The organism is Streptomyces sp. NPDC006265 (genome assembly GCF_040613555.1).
Classification (GTDB): Bacteria; Actinomycetota; Actinomycetes; order Streptomycetales; family Streptomycetaceae; genus Streptomyces.
This window is the reverse complement of record NZ_JBEXSH010000097.1, coordinates 1-16,482: the sequence shown is the minus strand read 5'-3', so window position 1 is coordinate 16,482 and position 16,482 is coordinate 1. Positions and strand designations below refer to the sequence as shown.

12 protein-coding genes are annotated in these 16,482 nt (G+C 71.5%); 4 read left to right on the top strand and 8 right to left on the bottom strand.

What is annotated here, in order from left to right; all coding sequences use genetic code 11:
• Positions 1–446: 446 nt before the first annotated feature.
• Complete coding sequence (locus tag ABZ281_RS11290; protein ID WP_003993737.1) at positions 447–1,109, top strand: response regulator transcription factor; 663 nt, start codon at positions 447–449, stop codon at positions 1,107–1,109.
• A 186-nt stretch (positions 1,110–1,295) separates the two neighbouring features.
• On the top strand, positions 1,296–2,585 hold the full coding sequence (locus tag ABZ281_RS11285; protein WP_356654349.1) for a ribonuclease D: 1,290 nt from the start codon (positions 1,296–1,298) through the stop codon (positions 2,583–2,585).
• Between the two features lie 51 nt (positions 2,586–2,636).
• On the opposite strand, the gene ABZ281_RS11280 is transcribed toward ABZ281_RS11285, so the two are convergent.
• Genes ABZ281_RS11280 through ABZ281_RS11270 form a run of 3 tightly spaced genes read right to left on the bottom strand, consistent with a single transcriptional unit; the run spans position 2,637 to position 5,727 of the window.
• Positions 2,637–3,467, bottom strand: a complete 831-nt coding sequence (locus ABZ281_RS11280) for a carbohydrate ABC transporter permease (protein ID WP_356654347.1) — start codon at positions 3,465–3,467, stop codon at positions 2,637–2,639.
• Positions 3,464–4,414, bottom strand: a complete 951-nt coding sequence (locus ABZ281_RS11275; RefSeq protein WP_356654345.1) for a sugar ABC transporter permease — start codon at positions 4,412–4,414, stop codon at positions 3,464–3,466. The genes ABZ281_RS11280 and ABZ281_RS11275 overlap by 4 nt, the downstream gene beginning before the upstream one ends.
• Positions 4,414–5,727, bottom strand: a complete 1,314-nt coding sequence (locus ABZ281_RS11270) for an ABC transporter substrate-binding protein (protein WP_356654343.1) — start codon at positions 5,725–5,727, stop codon at positions 4,414–4,416. Before ABZ281_RS11270 ends, ABZ281_RS11275 begins: the two co-directional genes overlap by 1 nt.
• Positions 5,728–5,890: 163 nt before the next feature.
• Here ABZ281_RS11270 and ABZ281_RS11265 point away from each other — a divergent pair, with 163 nt between their 5' ends.
• Together ABZ281_RS11265 and ABZ281_RS11260 are read left to right on the top strand one after the other, a co-directional pair.
• Positions 5,891–8,284, top strand: coding sequence for a glycoside hydrolase family 2 protein (locus tag ABZ281_RS11265; protein ID WP_356654341.1), 2,394 nt, complete (start codon positions 5,891–5,893; stop codon positions 8,282–8,284).
• Positions 8,281–9,312: a LacI family DNA-binding transcriptional regulator gene (locus tag ABZ281_RS11260; protein WP_356654339.1), complete on the top strand. Its 1,032-nt coding sequence runs from the start codon at positions 8,281–8,283 to the stop codon at positions 9,310–9,312. The genes ABZ281_RS11265 and ABZ281_RS11260 overlap by 4 nt, the downstream gene beginning before the upstream one ends.
• Before the next feature lie 59 nt (positions 9,313–9,371).
• On the opposite strand, the gene ABZ281_RS11255 is transcribed toward ABZ281_RS11260, so the two are convergent.
• The 5 genes from ABZ281_RS11255 to ABZ281_RS11235 form a co-directional block, all read right to left on the bottom strand.
• Positions 9,372–9,908 (bottom strand): SLATT domain-containing protein, encoded by a 537-nt coding sequence (locus tag ABZ281_RS11255; protein WP_356654337.1) that lies wholly within the window; start codon positions 9,906–9,908, stop codon positions 9,372–9,374.
• A 67-nt stretch (positions 9,909–9,975) separates the two neighbouring features.
• Positions 9,976–11,364 carry a hypothetical protein gene (locus ABZ281_RS11250; RefSeq protein WP_356654335.1) on the bottom strand — a complete coding sequence of 463 codons (1,389 nt, stop codon included), beginning with the start codon at positions 11,362–11,364 and terminating at the stop codon, positions 9,976–9,978.
• Entirely contained in the window at positions 11,361–12,443 is a 1,083-nt protein-coding gene (locus ABZ281_RS11245) for a hypothetical protein (protein WP_356654333.1), read from the bottom strand. The genes ABZ281_RS11250 and ABZ281_RS11245 overlap by 4 nt, the downstream gene beginning before the upstream one ends.
• Positions 12,444–12,478: 35 nt before the next feature.
• A complete protein-coding gene (locus ABZ281_RS11240) occupies positions 12,479–14,155 on the bottom strand; it encodes a hypothetical protein (RefSeq protein WP_356654331.1) in 1,677 nt (558 codons plus the stop codon).
• 8 nt (positions 14,156–14,163) lie between these two features.
• Positions 14,164–16,482, bottom strand: a 2,319-nt coding sequence (locus ABZ281_RS11235) for a WD40 repeat domain-containing protein (RefSeq protein ID WP_356654329.1), incomplete at its 5' end; no start/stop codon positions are given.

Genomic DNA, 16,482 nt, shown 5'->3' with positions numbered 1-16,482 from the left:
ACCCCGAGTACGTCCAGTACGAGGGCTTCCGGCCGGCACGCCGAGAGCACGCACCAAACGCCGCTCCTCAACGGGCAAACGTTGCCTGCCGCGGCTCTAGATCACCCCCTGATCGACTACTGAACGACCCCTGACCGCCCCGCACTGATCGACCTTGTGCGGGGCGGTCAACCATGTCCGGTCGACGATCACACCTGCGTACCCCTCTTGGCCGAATCACTTTGTCGATACGGCCACTTTCGACCGCGTACCGACGCAGACCGAAACCGTCCGGCCTTCGAATGATCGACCGCGTGTCCGAATCGCACGGATTGTTATCACCGAATCGTGATCATTCTCTAAAGGCGGACGGGTTCGGTGCCGAAGACGACTGTGACCTTGAAAGCACGGTTCGTCCCGGCTTCACCCCCCGCGAGCCGGCCCCGTCCCGCACCCCAGGAGGCCTGGTGTCCGTTCTCCTCGAGCAGCCCGCAAGCCTGGTCGCCTACCGCCCGAACAAGCCGACCGCCATGGTGGTCGTGGCCGACCCGCGCGTCCGCTCCACCGTTACCCGCCACCTGTGGGCGCTCGGTGTGCGCGACGTCATCGAGGCCTCGTCCATCGCGGAGGCTCGTCCCCGCATCGGCAACCCCCGCGACATCTGTGTCGCCGACGTCCACCTGCCGGATGGCTCCGGCCTCACCCTGCTGTCGGAGACCCGCGCCGCGGGCTGGCCCAACGGGCTCGCCCTCTCCGCCGCCGACGACATCGGCGCCGTACGCAACGCACTCGCCGGCGGAGTGAAGGGTTACGTCGTCACCGGCACCCGTACCAACGTCGGGCTCCCCACCCGGCCGGGCGCCGCCCCCATCGGCGCCGCCGCCGCCCGCCTGCACCGCCGCCCCCCGGGTGCCCCGAGCCACCCGGGCGGCTACCGCGAACTGTCCGGCCGCGAGGTCGAGGTACTGCGGCTGGTCGCCGAAGGCCAGTCGAACAAGGCCATCGGCGTCTCGATGGGACTGTCCGCCCTGACCGTCAAGAGCCACCTCGCCCGCATCGCCCGCAAGCTCGGCACGGGCGACCGCGCCGGCATGGTCGCGGTGGCGCTGCGGACCGGGATCATCCACTGACCCGATCTGCCGTGACCCTTCGTGATCATTCATTCACGTGAACGGGACCGGCCGTCGGTCCCGTTCGCGTCACTCACGGTTCGCGAACCCGCCGCTTCCCCGACATGACTGGTTTGCGACCCTCGGGCGCCCGTCGACGGAACGTTCCGTCGGCGGGCGCTGTCCATACATGGATACCCTTGACAGGTGACCGACGCCCACGACACCGCAGCAGACAGCTCACTGCGAACCACCGGAGGCGCCCCTCCGGACGACGGCGGATCTTCTGCTATGGAGGCGCCGATCCCTCTACTCGAGCCGCGTGAGGGCATTCCGCCCGTCATCGCGGACGAGACCGCACTGGCCCGGGTGACCGCCGCCTTCGAGGCGGGGTCCGGGCCCGTAGCCGTCGACGCCGAGCGTGCGTCCGGCTATCGCTACGGGCAGCGCGCCTACCTCGTGCAGCTACGCCGCGAGGGCGCCGGAACGGCCCTGATCGACCCCGTGGCCTGCCCCGACCTGTCCGCCCTCGGTAATGCCCTGTCCGGCGTCGAGTGGGTGCTGCACGCCGCCACCCAGGACCTGCCCTGCCTGCGCGAGATAGGCATGGTGCCGACGCGGCTGTTCGACACGGAGCTGGCCGGGCGGCTCGCCGGGTTCCCCCGGGTCGGTCTCGGCGCAATGGTCGAGGGCGTGCTGGGCTTCGTCCTGGAGAAGGGGCACTCCGCCGTCGACTGGTCGACCCGGCCGCTGCCCGAGCCCTGGCTGCGCTACGCGGCGCTCGACGTCGAGCTGCTCGTCGACCTGCGCGACGCGCTGGAGAAGGAGCTGGACCGGCAGGGCAAGCTGGACTGGGCCCGCCAGGAGTTCGACGCGATCGCCTCGGCTCCGCCGCCCGAGCCCCGCAAGGACCCGTGGCGGCGTACGTCCGGCATGCACAAGGTGCGCCGGCGGCGGCAGCTGGCCGTCGTACGGGAACTGTGGCAGACCCGGGACCGGATCGCGCAGCGACGGGACGTGTCGCCGGGCAAGGTGCTCGGGGACGCGGCCATCGTGGAGGCCGCGCTGGCGCTTCCGGCCAATGTGCACGCGCTGGCCGCGCTGAACGGTTTCGGCCACCGCGTGGGCAAGCGGCAGCTGGAGCAGTGGCAGGCCGCGGTGGACCGGGCGAAGGGGATGAGCGAGGCGCAGCTGCCGCAGCCCGGGCAGTCGGTGACCGGGCCTCCGCCGCCGCGCGCCTGGGCCGACAAGGACCCCGAGGCCGCGGCGCGGTTGTCCGCGGCCCGGGCCGGGGTGTCGGCGCTGGCCGAGCAGCTGAACATGCCGCAGGAGAATCTGATCACTCCGGACACCGTGCGGCGGGTGTGCTGGGAGCCGCCGGTGCTGGTGGACGCGGAGTCGGTGGCCGCCGCCCTGGCCGGGCACGGTGCGCGGCCGTGGCAGGTGGAGCAGGTGACGCCGGTGCTGGTGGAGGCGCTGTCCGCGAAGGACGCCTGAAGCCGGTCAAGGACGCTTGAACCGGTGAAGGACGCCTGAAGAGGAGGGCCGCTACTTCGTGGCCCCCCGGGTGAAGCCGTTGTAGATGAACCGCTGGAGGAACAGGAAGACGGCCAGAGTGGGGACGATCACCAGGATCGCCCCTGCCGAGATCGTCTCCCAGTGGGCGCCGAACGGGCCCTTGAAGCGGAACAGCGACGTCGAGATCACGCCAAGATCTTCGGAGGGCATGTAGAGGAAGGGGATGTAGAAGTCGTTGTAGACGGTGATCCCCTTCACGATCACGACCGTCGCGATCGCCGGTTTCAGCAGCGGGAAGATGACCTTGCGGTAGACCGTGAAGGCGTTGGCTCCGTCGATGCGGGCCGACTCGTCCAGGGAGACCGGGATCGAGCGGACGAACTGCAGGAAGATATAGATCGAGACGATGTCCGTGCCCATGTAGAGGGCGATGGGCGCCCAGAGGCTGTCGAACATGCCGAAGCTGTTGACGATCTGGAAGGTGGCCACCTGGGTGGTCACGCCGGGGACCAGTGCGGCGACCAGGAACAGGGCCAGCACCCACGTGCGGAAGCGGAAGCGGAACCGGTCGATGGCGTAGGCCGTCATCGAGCCGATGAGGACCGTGCCGCCGATGGCGACGACCAGGATGATCGCGGTGTTGGCGAACGCCGAAAGCATCCGGCCGTCCTGGAACGCCGTCACGTAGTTGTCGAAGTGGAACGGGTCGCCGGGCAGCGCGAGCGCTCCGCTGCCGGCCGCCATCTCCTTCTCGGACTTCAGGGAGGTCAGGAACACGGCGGCCAGCGGGAGCAGGACCACCGCGGTCGCGGCGATCAGCGACAGGTACACGAGGACGCGGGTCACCGCGCGGCGCGTCATACGAGGTCCACCTTGTCGTCGGGGGCGAGGCGCCGCTGCACCCAGGTCACCGCCAGGACGATCAGCAGCAGCACGATCGCGGCCGCCGAGGCGAGTCCCGTCTTGTTGAACTGGAACGCCAGCTTCACGGTCTGGATCACGAACGTCTCGGTGCCGGTCGCGCCGCCGGTCATGATGTACGGGATCTCGAAGACCGACAGGGAGCCGGAGATCGAGAGGATCACGGTGAGGGACAGGACCGGCTTGATGCCCGGCGCGATGATGTGGCGGAACTGGTGCCAGCGGTTCGCGCCGTCCAGTTCCGCCGCCTCGTACAGCTCGCCTGGGATCGACTGGATCGCGCCGAGGAAGAGCACGAAGTTCAGGCCCAGATAGCGCCAGACGGAGACGGCGGCGAGGGAGGTGTTCGCCGACTCCGGGGTGCCCAGCCAGGCACGGTCCGTCTCCACGCCGAACAGGCTCAGCACGGAGTCGAGGGTGCCGCCGTCCTGGAAGAAGTAGAGGAAGACGAACCCGATCGCCACGCCGTTGATCAGGTACGGGAAGAACAGCACGCCCTTGAAGAAGTTCCGGAAGCGCACGTTGAAGCTGAGGATCGTGGCGAAGTAGAGCGCGGCCACGATCTGGATCACGGACGCCGCAAGGTAGTAGCCGCTGACCCAGAAGACCTCGAACAGCTCCGGGCGCGTGAAGAGTTCGGCGTAGTTCTCGGCGCCCGTCCAGCGCAGCTCGGGGCTCACCCCGTCCCAGTCGGTGAAGCTGTACGCGACCATGTTGACGATCGGTGCGTAGGTGAAAACGATCAGGAGGGCGAGCGGGGCGAGCAAAAAGAGCCAGGGGGTGGCCCCGCGCCACAGGCGTGCCTGGCGCGGAGCGGGGGCCGGGTCCGGGGCGGTGGCCGCCCCCGCGGCTGCCTTGACGGCCGCCGTCTCGGTCGTGCCCGTCATCAGTACCCCAGCGACTTCTGGGTCTCGGTCCACTTCTGGCCGAGGCCGTCCAGGAAGTCGTCCGGGTCGCCCTTCCTGGCGCCGCGGGCCATGTCGACGAGTTCCTTGCGGTAGTCCGGTTTGTTGATGCCGACCTCGGACTGGTTCTCGAGGGTCTTCAGCTCGGCGCCCTTGCTGTCGTCGAGGTCGAGGAGCTTGACGCCCGCCTCCTGGTACGGCTTCAGGACGTCGGGCAGCGGGGCATCCTTGAGCGGGGAGAGCGCCAGGTTGTCCCGCGCGTAGCCGGACTTGTCTGTGAACCAGTCGATCCAGGCGCGGGCGGCGCCCTTGTGCGAGGAGTGGATGTTGACGGCCTGGTTGTAGTCGGGCGACGTCACCGCGCAGAACGTGCCGTCCTTCTGGGCGGGGAAGGGCATGAACCCGATGTCGTCCGGGTCGGTGCCCGCCTGCTTCGCCGCGCCCTGCATCTGGATGACCGCCCAGGAGCCGAGCCACATGGTGGCGATCTCGCCCTTGGCCAGCTTGGGCTTGGACGCCTCCCAGTTGGTGGTCGTCGGGTCCTTCTCGACGAGCCCTTCGTGCACGATGTCGTACAGCAGGCCGTCCGCCACCCGCAGTTCGCCGCCCTCGGCCCAGGGGTTGCCCTCGGCCCACCGGGTGGTGGCCTGCTCGTCGCAGCTGACCGAGCCCCTGACCCCCGTCCACTGGCTGAGCGGCCACCCGTCCTTGAAGTTGGTGTAGTAGGGGACCGCGTCGGTCCTGGACTTGACCGCCTTGAGCGCGGCGAGGAACTCGTCCGGTGTCGTGGGCCAGTCGGTGACCCCGGCCTGACTCCACACCTTCTTGTTGTAGATGAACCCCGGGACCGCGCCGAGTGGGCTCTGGCCGTAGACCTTGCCGCCGACGGCCGTGTAGTCGGTGAAGCGGTACTTCTCGCTCCGCTCCTCTTTGCCGCCCAGCGAGGCGAAGAACTTGGGGTAGTCCTTCTTCTCGATCACCGCGGGGATCATGAGGACGTCGCCGTAGTTCTCCGTGTTCATACGGATCTTGACTTCGCCCTCGTAGTCGGTGATGCCGTCGAACTCGACCTTCACCTTCGGATACGTCTTGTTGAACTCGGCGGCGTACTTCTTCATCGTCCCGTCCTGCACGAGGTCGGTGCGGTGGGTGAGAACGGTGATGGTCCCGTCGACCTTGGAGGGATCGTCGGGCGCCTTTGCGTCGGCGCCCTCGGCGGAGCCTCCGGAACCGGTGCAGCCGGAGGCCAGCAGGGCTGCGCCCACGGCGAGGGCGAGGAGGGTACGGCGGTTCATGTGCATCAGCTCCGTTCGCGGAGGGGAACTCGGGACGGACGAGCACGTGCGGTATGGCTGGTTCGGAACTCTGGCAGCGTGCACTCAACCGGTAAAGTCCCAATCCCGCCAACGATGCGAAACCACCACACGACTCTTCACTGGACCGGTTAAGGGAGTGCGCATGCTGGAGGCCACACCGCTCGGCGACGGATGGATCCTGCGGCACGACTCGGAGGCACTCCCGGCCACGGTGCCGGGGTGTGTGCACACCGACCTGATGGCCGCCGGGGTGATCCCGGACCCGTTCCTCGGCCTGGGCGAGACCGAGGTGGCATGGGTGGGGCGCCGTGACTGGACGTACGAGCGGGAGATCGGCGGGGCGTGGGGGCAGGAGCAGACCGACCTGGTCTTCGACGGGCTCGACACCGTCGCCGAGATCTGCCTTGACGGGCGGCTCCTGGGGACGGTGCGCAACATGCACCGCTCGTACCGGTTCGACGTGACGGGCCTGTCCGGGCGGCTGTCCGTGCGGTTCGTCTCCGCCTACGCCGAGGCCGAGGCCGTGCGGGGCCGGGTGGGTGAACGGCCCGCCGCCTACGCCGAGCCCTACCAGTACCTGCGCAAGATGGCCTGCTCCTTCGGCTGGGACTGGGGGCCGACCCTGGTGACGGCCGGGATCTGGCGGCCGGTGCGCCTGGAGCGCTGGTCGACGGCCCGGATCGCCCGGGTGCGCCCCCTGGTCACCCTCGAGGAGGGCACCGGCGTCGTCGAGCTGGCCGTCGAGGTCGAGCGGACCCGGATCGAGGCACCCCTCGTCGTGGAGGCGACCGTCGCGGGGGTGCGGGCGCGGGCGGAGATCTCGGGGGCGGGCGGGACCGTACGACTGCGGGTGCCGGACGCGCGGCTGTGGTGGCCGCGCGGGTACGGCGAACAGCCGCTGTACGATGTCGAGTTGACGCTGCTGTACGGCCAGGACACCCTGGACGTGTGGCGTCGGCGGGTCGGCTTCCGGACCGTGGAGCTGGACCGGCGGCCCGACGCGCACGGCACCGGCTTCACCCTCGTCGTCAACGGGGAGCGGCTCTTCGCGCGGGGCGTCAACTGGATCCCCGACGACGTCTTCCCCTCCCGGATCACCCGCGAGCGCTACCGGGAGCGCCTGCGGCAGGCGGCCGGCGCCGGCGTGGATCTCGTCCGGATCTGGGGCGGCGGGATCTACGAGAGCGAGGACTTCTACGACGCCTGCGACGAGTTCGGTCTGCTGGTCTGGCAGGACTTCCCGTTCGCCTGCGCGGCCTACCCGGAGGAGCAGCCGCTGCGCGGAGAGGTGGAGTCCGAGGCGCGGGAGAACGTCGTACGGCTGATGCCGCATCCGTCGCTCGTGCTGTGGAACGGCAACAACGAGAACCTGTGGGGCTTCCGGGACTGGGAGTGGGAGCCGCGGCTGGCCGGGGACTCCTGGGGGGAGGGCTACTACCTGGGCGTACTGCCGCGTGTGGTGGCCGAGTTGGACCCGACCCGGCCGTACACGGCGGGCAGCCCCTGGTCCGGGTCGTGGGAGCACCACCCGAACGACCCGGCGCACGGCACCCACCACTCGTGGGAGGTGTGGAACCGGGAGGACTACGCGGACTACCGGCTGAGCGTGCCGCGGTTCGTCGCCGAGTTCGGCTGGCAGGCACCGCCCGCGTACACCACGCTGCACCGGGCGCTGCCCGGGGAGGAGCTCGCGCCGGACTCCCCCGGCATGCTGCACCACCAGAAGGCGGACGACGGCAACGGAAAGCTGGAGCGCGGACTCGAGCGGCATTTCGCCGTTCCGGACGGGGACTTCGACCGGTGGCACTACCTGATGCAGCTGAACCAGGCCCGGGCGGTCGCGGCCGGGATCGAGCACTGGCGCTCCCACTGGCCGGTCTGCGCGGGCACGATCGTCTGGCAGCTCAACGACTGCTGGCCGGTGACGTCCTGGGCGGCGATCGACGGGGACGGCCGGGAGAAGCCGCTGTACCACGAGCTGCGGCGCCTGTACGCGGACCGGTTGCTGACGATCCAGGAGCGGGACGGCCGGCTGGTGCTGGCCGCCGTGAACCAGGCGGCCGGGGACTGGAGGGGGGCGCTGACCCTGCGGCGGATGTCCGTCGAGGGCGAGGTGCTGGGGCGAACGGAAGTGGAGCTGGCGGCCGGGGCGCGGAGCGTGGCCCGGGTGGGCGTGCCGCGCGAACTGACACCCCTCGGGCCGAAGGAGTTCCTGGTCGCGGACGTCGGCGCGGACGGGGGCGCGGACGCGGAGGGGTTACGGGCGCTGCACTTCCCCGTGCCTGACCGTGAAGTCCCCTACCCCGCCCCGCGTTTCGAGGTCGCGCTCGCCCCGGGCGGGATCACGGTGACCGCCCGCACCCTGGTCCGGGATCTGCTGCTCCAGGCCGACCGCCTGGAGCCGGGGGCGCGAACCGACCGGGGGCGGGTCACACTGCTGCCGGGCGAAGAGGTGACCATCGGGGTGCGCGGCTGGAAGACTCCCGACGCGGAGACTGCTCGTTCGGCCCTGTACTGCGTGGAGCCCACCCGATGACGGCAACGCCGACCCCTCGCGTCACCATCAAGGACGTCGCCGCGCGCGCCGGTGTGTCTAAGGGTGCCGTGTCCCTCGCCTTCAACCACAAGCCCGGCCTGTCGGAGGCCACCCGGGACCGGATCTTCCTCGCGGCGCGGGAGCTGGGCTGGTCGCCGAGCCTCACGGCGCGGACGCTGGCCGGATCGCGGGTGGATGTGGTGGGCCTCGCCGTGTGCCGGCCGGCGCGGGTGCTCGGTCTCGAGCCCTGGTACATGGAGTTCGTCTCGGGCGTGGAGGGCGTGCTGGCCGAGCACTCCAGCTCGCTGCTGCTGCGACTCGTACGGAACATGGACGAGGAAGTGGGCGTCCAGGAGACGTGGTGGCGGGGGCGGCAGATCGGCGGGTCGATCCTCGTCGACTTCCGGGCTGACGATCCGCGGGCGGCCATGACGGAGCGGCTCGGGATGCCGGTGGTCGCCGTCGGGCATCCCTCGCTGACCGGGGGGCTCACCTCGGTGTGGACGGACGACGCCACGGCCGTGACGGAGGCGGTGCGGTACCTGGCCGCGCTCGGGCACCGGCGGATCGCCAGAGTCGGCGGGGCGGCGGACCTCGGGCACACGGCGATCCGGACGGCGGCGTTCGACGAGGCGGCGGGGGCGCTGGCCGGGGCGTGGCAGGTGGCGACGGACTTCTCGGGGGACGCGGGGGCGCGGGCGACCCGGTCGCTGCTGACCGCGGCGCCGGCCGACCGGCCGACCGCGATCGTGTACGACAACGACATCATGGCGGTGGCGGGGCTGTCGGTGGCAGCGGAGATGGGGCTGCGGGTGCCGGAGGACGTGTCGCTGCTGGCCTGGGACGACTCGCAGCTGTGCCGGCTGACGCATCCGACCCTGTCGGCGATGAGTCATGACGTGCACGGGTTCGGGGCGGAGGTGGCCCGGACGTTGTTCTCGGTGATCACCGGGGGTGAGGGTGGGTCGCATCCTGTGCCGACTCCTGTGCTGACGCCTCGGGGATCCACGGCACCTCCGAAATCCTGATGTCCGGGCGGGGAACGTCGGCCACGCGCGCGGGGGTGCGCGTTCCGGCGCTGTCCTTCTCAGGTATCCCCGTCGACCGCGTACCTCTGCGTCCCGGCCCTGAGGTTGGCCTGGGCCTTGCGGTAGGCACGGCGGCCGGGCACCTCGGCCGTCGCGTTCTGTTCGTCGCGCCGCACGGTCAGGGTCGCCAGAGTCTGCCGGGCCTGTTCCAGGGTCCACTGGTCCAGGTCGATCTCGCGGTGCTGGCGGGCAGCGGTCTGGATCTCCAGGAAGGCATTCGCCGACGCCGAGGCCTGGGCGGTCCGCTGGGGTGCGTTGACCGTGGTGAGGACCGCGCCGAGACCGGAGGAGATCAGGGCGAGGATGCCGGCCGCGGTCCGTCCGGTGGACTCCACCAGAGCCGTGGTTCCGGCGATGGCGGCGAGCAGGGTGGCCGGGACGCCGAGGAGGAGGTGCAGGGCGCGCCAGCGTTTGGTCTCCTCGAACTGGCATTGCGCGCTGTACATGGCGCTCTCTTCGAGCCGCCTGAACTCGGCCCCGATGGCTCGGCGCCGCCGGGCGTCGCTGTCGAGGCGTGCCTGATCCTCGGTGTCCACGGGCCCACCGTACCGGTGCCGCGCTGGACGCGTGGTCGAATGCCCGTCGCTGTCGGGCGAGTTGGCGTCATCCATGGCGCGACGTGTAGGCGGCGAGTGCGGTATGGGCCGGGTGCCACGGTGCCAGGCCGTCGATCATGCGGTGCCACTCGGACAGCGTGATGTGTTCGTTGGCGTGCAGTGACGCCTCCAGTTCGCCCGGGTGGACACGGTCGAGGAAGCGCAGCGGCAGGGGCGGTGCGTCGAGGTCGACCTCGAAGGTGTGGTCCGGGGCGGGCACCGCGATGAAGCCGCCCAGCGCCCCCGCCCCCGTGTGGAGCAGGATCCAGTACCGGGTGCCCTGCCCGGCGGAGGTGGTGTCCGTGTCGGTGTCTCCCATGACCGGTCGTAGGGTCACCGGCTGGCAGAGCGGGTCGGTGCGGCGCCGGGTGGGAGGGGCCGGATGGTCCTCGATCTCCATCTCGATCTCCAGAAGGCGGTTGCCGGTCACGGTGAGGACGGCGGCGACCGGCCACTGCTCGAGGAACTCACTGCGGCCGGGCGGCTCGTCGCGTCCGGATCGCGGTTCGCCGGACGAGGCCCGCAGGACGAAGTCGGAGTCGAGGAGCCGCCTCATCGGTGTCACGGGGTGCATCCCGGTCAGCCGGGCGGCGGCCAGGCGCGCGGCGTGGTGCAGGGCCCGGTCGGCCTCGCCGAGTACACCGGCAAGGCCGGCGAGGGCGTTGCGGGTGGCGTCGGGCAGGCGGCGGGGCTCCGCGCTCAGGAGGCCGCTCAGCAGGTTGGCGGCTTCCCTGCCGAACCACGGGCCCGCCCGCTCGGTGCGCAGTCCGGCTTCGAGGACCTGGAGGGGGCCGGCCAGGGACGACGCGGCGGGGGTGAACCAGTGGCGCAGCTCTCCGTCCGGTGGCGGGGCGGGCGAGGCGGGCGGGCCATCGGTCTGGGCGCGCAGCAGGGCCGTGGCCGAGCGCGCCGCGGCGTCGACGCGTTCCCAGGGCAGGCTGTGGAAGAGCGCCGGCGGTGCGTCGGTCTCGCGGGTGAGCCGGTGCAGGAGGAAGTAGCGCAGGGCGGGGCCTTCGGCGCGGAGCCGGTCGACGGTCCGCGGGTCGGCGGGGGGCTCGGCCCAGTGGTTTTCGAGACGGTCGATCAGCTCGGCACCGGTCTCCGAAACGGCGATGGGCGCTCCGCAGTCGTCGTGCTCGACGACTGCACCGCCGTCGGACGCGCGCAGCGCCAGGGCGCGGCAGTGCTCGCCGGCCCGCTCGACGATCAGGCTGGTCCGTGTCCACGGCTCCGTGCGGAACCGGGGCATCGTGCGGGCGTCGGTGCGCTCGTCCCCTTCGTTGACCAGCCCGAGGACGGGGAGCCGCCCGGGCGCTCCCGGGCGCACGCGGGCGATCCAGTCGCTGAGGGGCCGGTGCGGGGGCGGGGCGGTCCTCTCGGGGTGCTCTGTCATCATGAGCCGTCCTCATCGCATCGAGTGAGGATCTCGGCCGCGACGGTGCCGAAATGGCGGACCGTCTCCCGCACGACGGGCGCACGGGGGTCGGGCACGCACTGGGCCCGCAGGCCACGCAGCCGGTCCCAGGTCTGCTCGCCCCTCCGGTCGAGCTGGGCGGGCAGGTCGGGCGGGAGTGCCCGGGCCCAGGCGCGCAGCGGCCCGTCGTCCAGGTCCCGGTCTTGCCAGCGCAACAGGAACTTCAGGCCCCGCAGGAGCACTTCGGCGCACACGAGCGGATCCGCCGAGGTGGTGACGGGAACCATGCGGCGTCTCCCGCCGGCGTCGGAGAGGTCGTCGAGCGCCTGGCCGGACGGGTCGACGATCAGGTTGTGTGCGGGGTCGTAGAGCAGCGTATTGACGGTGAGGTCGCGCTGCCGGCTGTCCTGAAGCAGGTCGGTGCCGGTGGCGGGGACCGACGCGCCGTCGAGGCCGAGACCGAGGCCCCGGTAGTCGAGAGTGGGACCGCCGGTTCGGGCGACGGGGTCGAGGACCGTGCAGACGAGGGTGTCGGGGCTGAACCGCTGGGGGTGTTCCGCGCTGGTGCCGTCGAGATCGAGCACCTGGCGGGTGGTCTCGGTGTAGGCCCCGGCGGGGGCGGTGCCGGTGAGGTCCAGGTCCTGGATCTCACCGGGGGCGGCTTCGGACAGCAGGTCCCGGGGGGCGCCCCCGCTGAGCCAGGTGCGATGGCCGGACGCGGCCAGGCGCTCGATCAGGGCAGCCGTGAAGGGAGGTGTGCGGGGGCCGTGCAGCAGGCCGCGGAAGCGGTCGGTCAGGCCGGGACCCAGGTCGTCCGGCCGGTGGCTGCGGGCGGAGTGGATCTGCTGGTCCGGGCGGCGGCCGGTGCGGACCAGACTCGGCTGGTCGGCGGGGTCGGTACTCCGCCGTGGCGGGGGTTCGGCGTACTCGTCGCCGGCGAGGAGCAGTTGGTCGTCGGCCGACGTGGGCGCGGACGACGCGGTGCAGGTGAAGCCGAGCACCCGCCGGCCTTCGACGGTGTCGCCGCTCACGATGGGCGCCACGCCGCTTGTGGCCTGCACCTGGTGAGGGACGACGGATGCGGGGGCGGGAGGCTTCACCCCGCGGCTAGGCCGGTCCATCGTGCACGTCCCTTCTCGAGGCGCAGGGTGAGCGGTACGAGTACGGCGTCCGAGGCGCTGTAGGAGGAGCCGCCGTACCCCATGCCGGGAGCCGATCCGGGTTTCAGACGCAGGGCGGCGGCGTCGTGGAGCTGCTGCGGTGTGCAGCTGATGTCCTGGTCCGGCTCGTCCACGCACGTGGTGAGGCCCGGGTAGAGCAGATCACCGCCGGGTTGCCGCAGGGGATGGGTGCGGATGGCCCGCAGGACGTTGCGCGGGCCGTCGTCGGAGCGGATCCAGTCGTGTTCTCCCGTGCTGCACGGGGCGCAGAGTTCCACGAGCCGGTCGGTGTCGCCTCGCCCCGCCGCGTCCGCGATGTCCCGGGCCAGCTTCCGCACCGCGGCGGGTAGCCGGGCTCCGTGGTCGTCGACGGCGGCCACCCTTGCCGCCGGTTGTGCCGCCGACGACTTGGGAGGGCGGGCGGCGGCGCTCTCGGCGGGAGTGAGCGCGAACAGGGACACGCCCTTTCCGAGGACCGGTTCGCCGCCCCCGGTGGTGAGGGTGAGAGTGCCGGTGATCGGGTCGGCGGTATCTGTGATGTCGGCCTTCGCGTACACCGGGTCCTTGAGACGTACGACCCGGCCCTCGGCTCCGAACGCGATGCCGAGCATGCCGTTGCCGAGGTAGGTCCACCGCCCGTCGCGCAGGTAATAGGAGACGGCCCGCTCGGGAGACATGACCTGGCAGGCGCTCAGAGCGCTGTAGGTGAGGGTGAGGCCGTCGCCCGCCCAGGCGAGATGGGTGACCATGCGCGGCAGTTCCACCAGGGCGTGGCGGAACGCGGCGTCGTCGGGGAGCGATCTGTGGGCGCCCGCGCCCGAGGTGCCGGGGTGGGTCTTGACGGTCTGGAGGGGCCAGCAGGCACCGCTCGACTCCAGGTCTGCCCAGGCGACGGTGTCGCCGCCGGGCTTCCGCTGGGCCTCGGCGAAGGAGGTCGTGCCCTTGTCGGGCAGCAGCGGGCGGACCGTGCCCTTGCGGTCGGCCACCACGAGGGTGCCTTCTCCGCGGTGGATGTCACCCCCCTCGGGCAGGAGCGAGAACAGGATGACGTCGTCGGCGCCTCCGGTCGCGAGCTGCGAGTAAGGGGACAGCCGCTTGTCGAGTGCGATACGCCGCGCCTTGCCGCCCGGCGGGAACAGCAGGAGGGACCTGCCGTCGTTGGCGAGGCTGACGGCGTCCTCGTCCAGGAAACCGAGCCCGGCGCAGGGGCAGGGGCGGGAGGCCAGCCGTCCGCTGCGCACGTCCAGGAGATGTATCTGGCCGGTCTGGCCCACACCCCCGGGGTCGATCCAGGCGAGGCGGCTCGCGTCGGGCGACCAGACGAGCTGGGACGGCGTCTGCGCGGCGTCGAAGGAGGAGGTCGCCGTGCTGGGTGGCAGGTCGGCGGCCTTCCAGGTACGGCCCGCGGCGTCCGCCATCATCACGGCCTCGCGGGCGGGCTGGAGGAAAGCCGCGACGGGATGCTGCCGGTCGGGTTTCCCGGTGGCCGTGGACGCGGGGCGGGACTTCGGGGCCGCGGGTCCGTCACCGGCGGAGGTGCACGCGGTGGCTGCGAGGACCGTGGCCAGGGCCAGGGCCCGAAAGCCTTGGAGGCGGTGTCCGGTACGGGGCATGAGGCGGCTCACTTCGTCTCGGCGCAGAGGTCGATGTAGGCGTGGCGTTCGCCGATGTGGGTTCTCCATTCCTTGGTGCTGAGACCGGCGCCACCGGTCCAGCGGCAGACCTGGTTCTGCCAGTCGATGCCGTCGACGCGCCACAGGCTCACGGGCCCGGGCGCCTCGCCGGAGTCGACCGGGCTGGTCACCCCCGCGAGGAAGTGGCCGTCCGGCGACCAGGCGAGGCGGATGATCCGCTGGCTGCGGGAACTGTGCAGGGTGGGCAGGGCCTGAAGGCCGGTGGCGGTGTCGTGGACGAGCACCTCGTCGCCGGCCGCGACGGCGACGTGCCGGCCGTCCGGTGCGAGGGCCAGCGCTGTGGGCCGCTCGGTCGTCCCGGGCAGGACGAGGGGCTCTCCGGTCTCCTTCAGGCCGGCGTTCCGGTAGCGCACGGTGTTGTCGCCGCCGAGCACGGCGATGCGGGAACCGTCGTGGCTCCAGGCGATGCGCTCGGCGCCGGGTGCGGCTGCCGCGCGGGTGGTCCCGGTCGTCAGGTCGGCGAGGACGAGGCGGGGGCCGTCCCCCGCTCCGTCTTCCAGGGCGAGTGCCTGCCGTCCGTGCACGGCCAGACCGGAACCCTGCCCGACCTGGATGGTGTTCACGAGCTTCCAGGTCCTGGTGGACCAGATCGCCAGGGGGCCGTCGGCGTGGCGGGCCACGAGCAGGTCCTTCCCGGGCACGAAGGCGACGTTGGTGAGGGCCTGTTCGGTGCCGCCGTCGGCGCGGTCGAGGGCCGGAACCCGCAGGGTCCGGGGGACGTCTTTTCCCTTGCTCCACACACCGAGGACGGACCGGCCTCCGTACGTGCCGGCGGCGACCACCAGCTTTCCTCTGGCGGTGGCGTCATGGATGCCGAAACTCTGGAACGAGTACTGCGCGAGGGGGCCGTACGACTGCTCCGCCGGGTTGAGCGCGATCTCGGGGACGGTGTCGGGGTCGATGGTGTACACCCCTTCGGAGCCGTCGAAGGCAACCTCGGTCAGGACCAGTTGGCCCTCGGGTCCGAAGTTCGCGACGGCCGATTGCACGGCGGGGCTGAGGCTGAGGGGACCGGGCCGCCGGTCGAGTACGTTGACCCGCCCACCCCGCCCGGCGGCCACCACGGTGAAGAGCTCCCCGACCGCGGCGGTGACGGCGGGTCCGCCGCGCGGCTCCTCGAGGTCGCGGCTGGCGATCGCCTGGTCACCGGTGCCCACGGGGACCAGGGCCGTGCCGTTGTCCCCGGCGATGACCACACTGCCCGACCGCTCGGCCAGGGCGCGGGGCGGGTAGGCGAGTCCGCCGACGGGAAAGGCGAGTTGCCGTCGGTGGCGCCGGTCCCAGGCCTGGACCCCCTGTGCGGTCGCGAGGAGCACGTCGGCGTCGTTGGCGGCGATCTGGAACGCCTCTCCCTGGATGTCGTCGCGCTGGATCTCGGTGGTGACCTTGTTGCTGTCCAGTCCGACCGCGAGGACGTCATCGGACTCGACGAGCAGCAGCGCCCGCTCCTCCTCCGGCAGTTCACCGTTGCCGGCCGGTCTCGTGCCGGGCGCGACCGTGGCGTCGAGCACGCTGCCGGGTTCCATGGGGACGGGCCGGCCGTCCACCTTCTGGTCCCCGGGCCGCCGGCAGGAGACCTCCTCCAGCGTCGTGGTGTCGTACTGGGCGACGACCCCGTCGTCCCGCACCTCCACCAGTCGCACGCCGCTGTTGGCGAACGCGGTCGCGACGGGCTTGGTGCCCTTTCTCCCGCACGAGGGGGTGCCGAGCCTGCCCATGAGCCGGGGGACGGGCTCCAGGGCCGAGTAGACGGACACGGCCTTGCCGTCCCGGCCGGCGAGCAGGCCGCTTCCCTCGTCGAACACGAGGTCGGTGACGGCGCCCTCGGCCCTGCCGAGTTCCTTGCCGGTCAGCAAGTCCCAGGTCTTGACGTACGGGTCGTCCCCGGAGGTGTGGACGCGGCCCCGCTTGTCATCGACGGCGATGCCGTTCACCACAGCCGGGCTCGCCCGCCAGGACATCCGGACCCCGGAGTTCGCCTCCAGCACGTCGCGCATGGCCTGGACGGCGCGTGGGGTGTCCGGCTCGATGGTGTAGGCGGCCAGACCGAGCAGGCCGGCGAGCCTCGGATCGGTGCCCCGTTGCAGCATCGCCTCGGCCGCCAGGTCGGATGCCAGCGCCTTGCGGGCTTCCGCCTCGCTGGACTCGCTGATCGCACTGATCACGGACACGCTGATCACCAGGAGGACGATCAACACGGCCACCACGGTGACGCTCCACCGCTTCACCACCGGGAGGTCCCACAT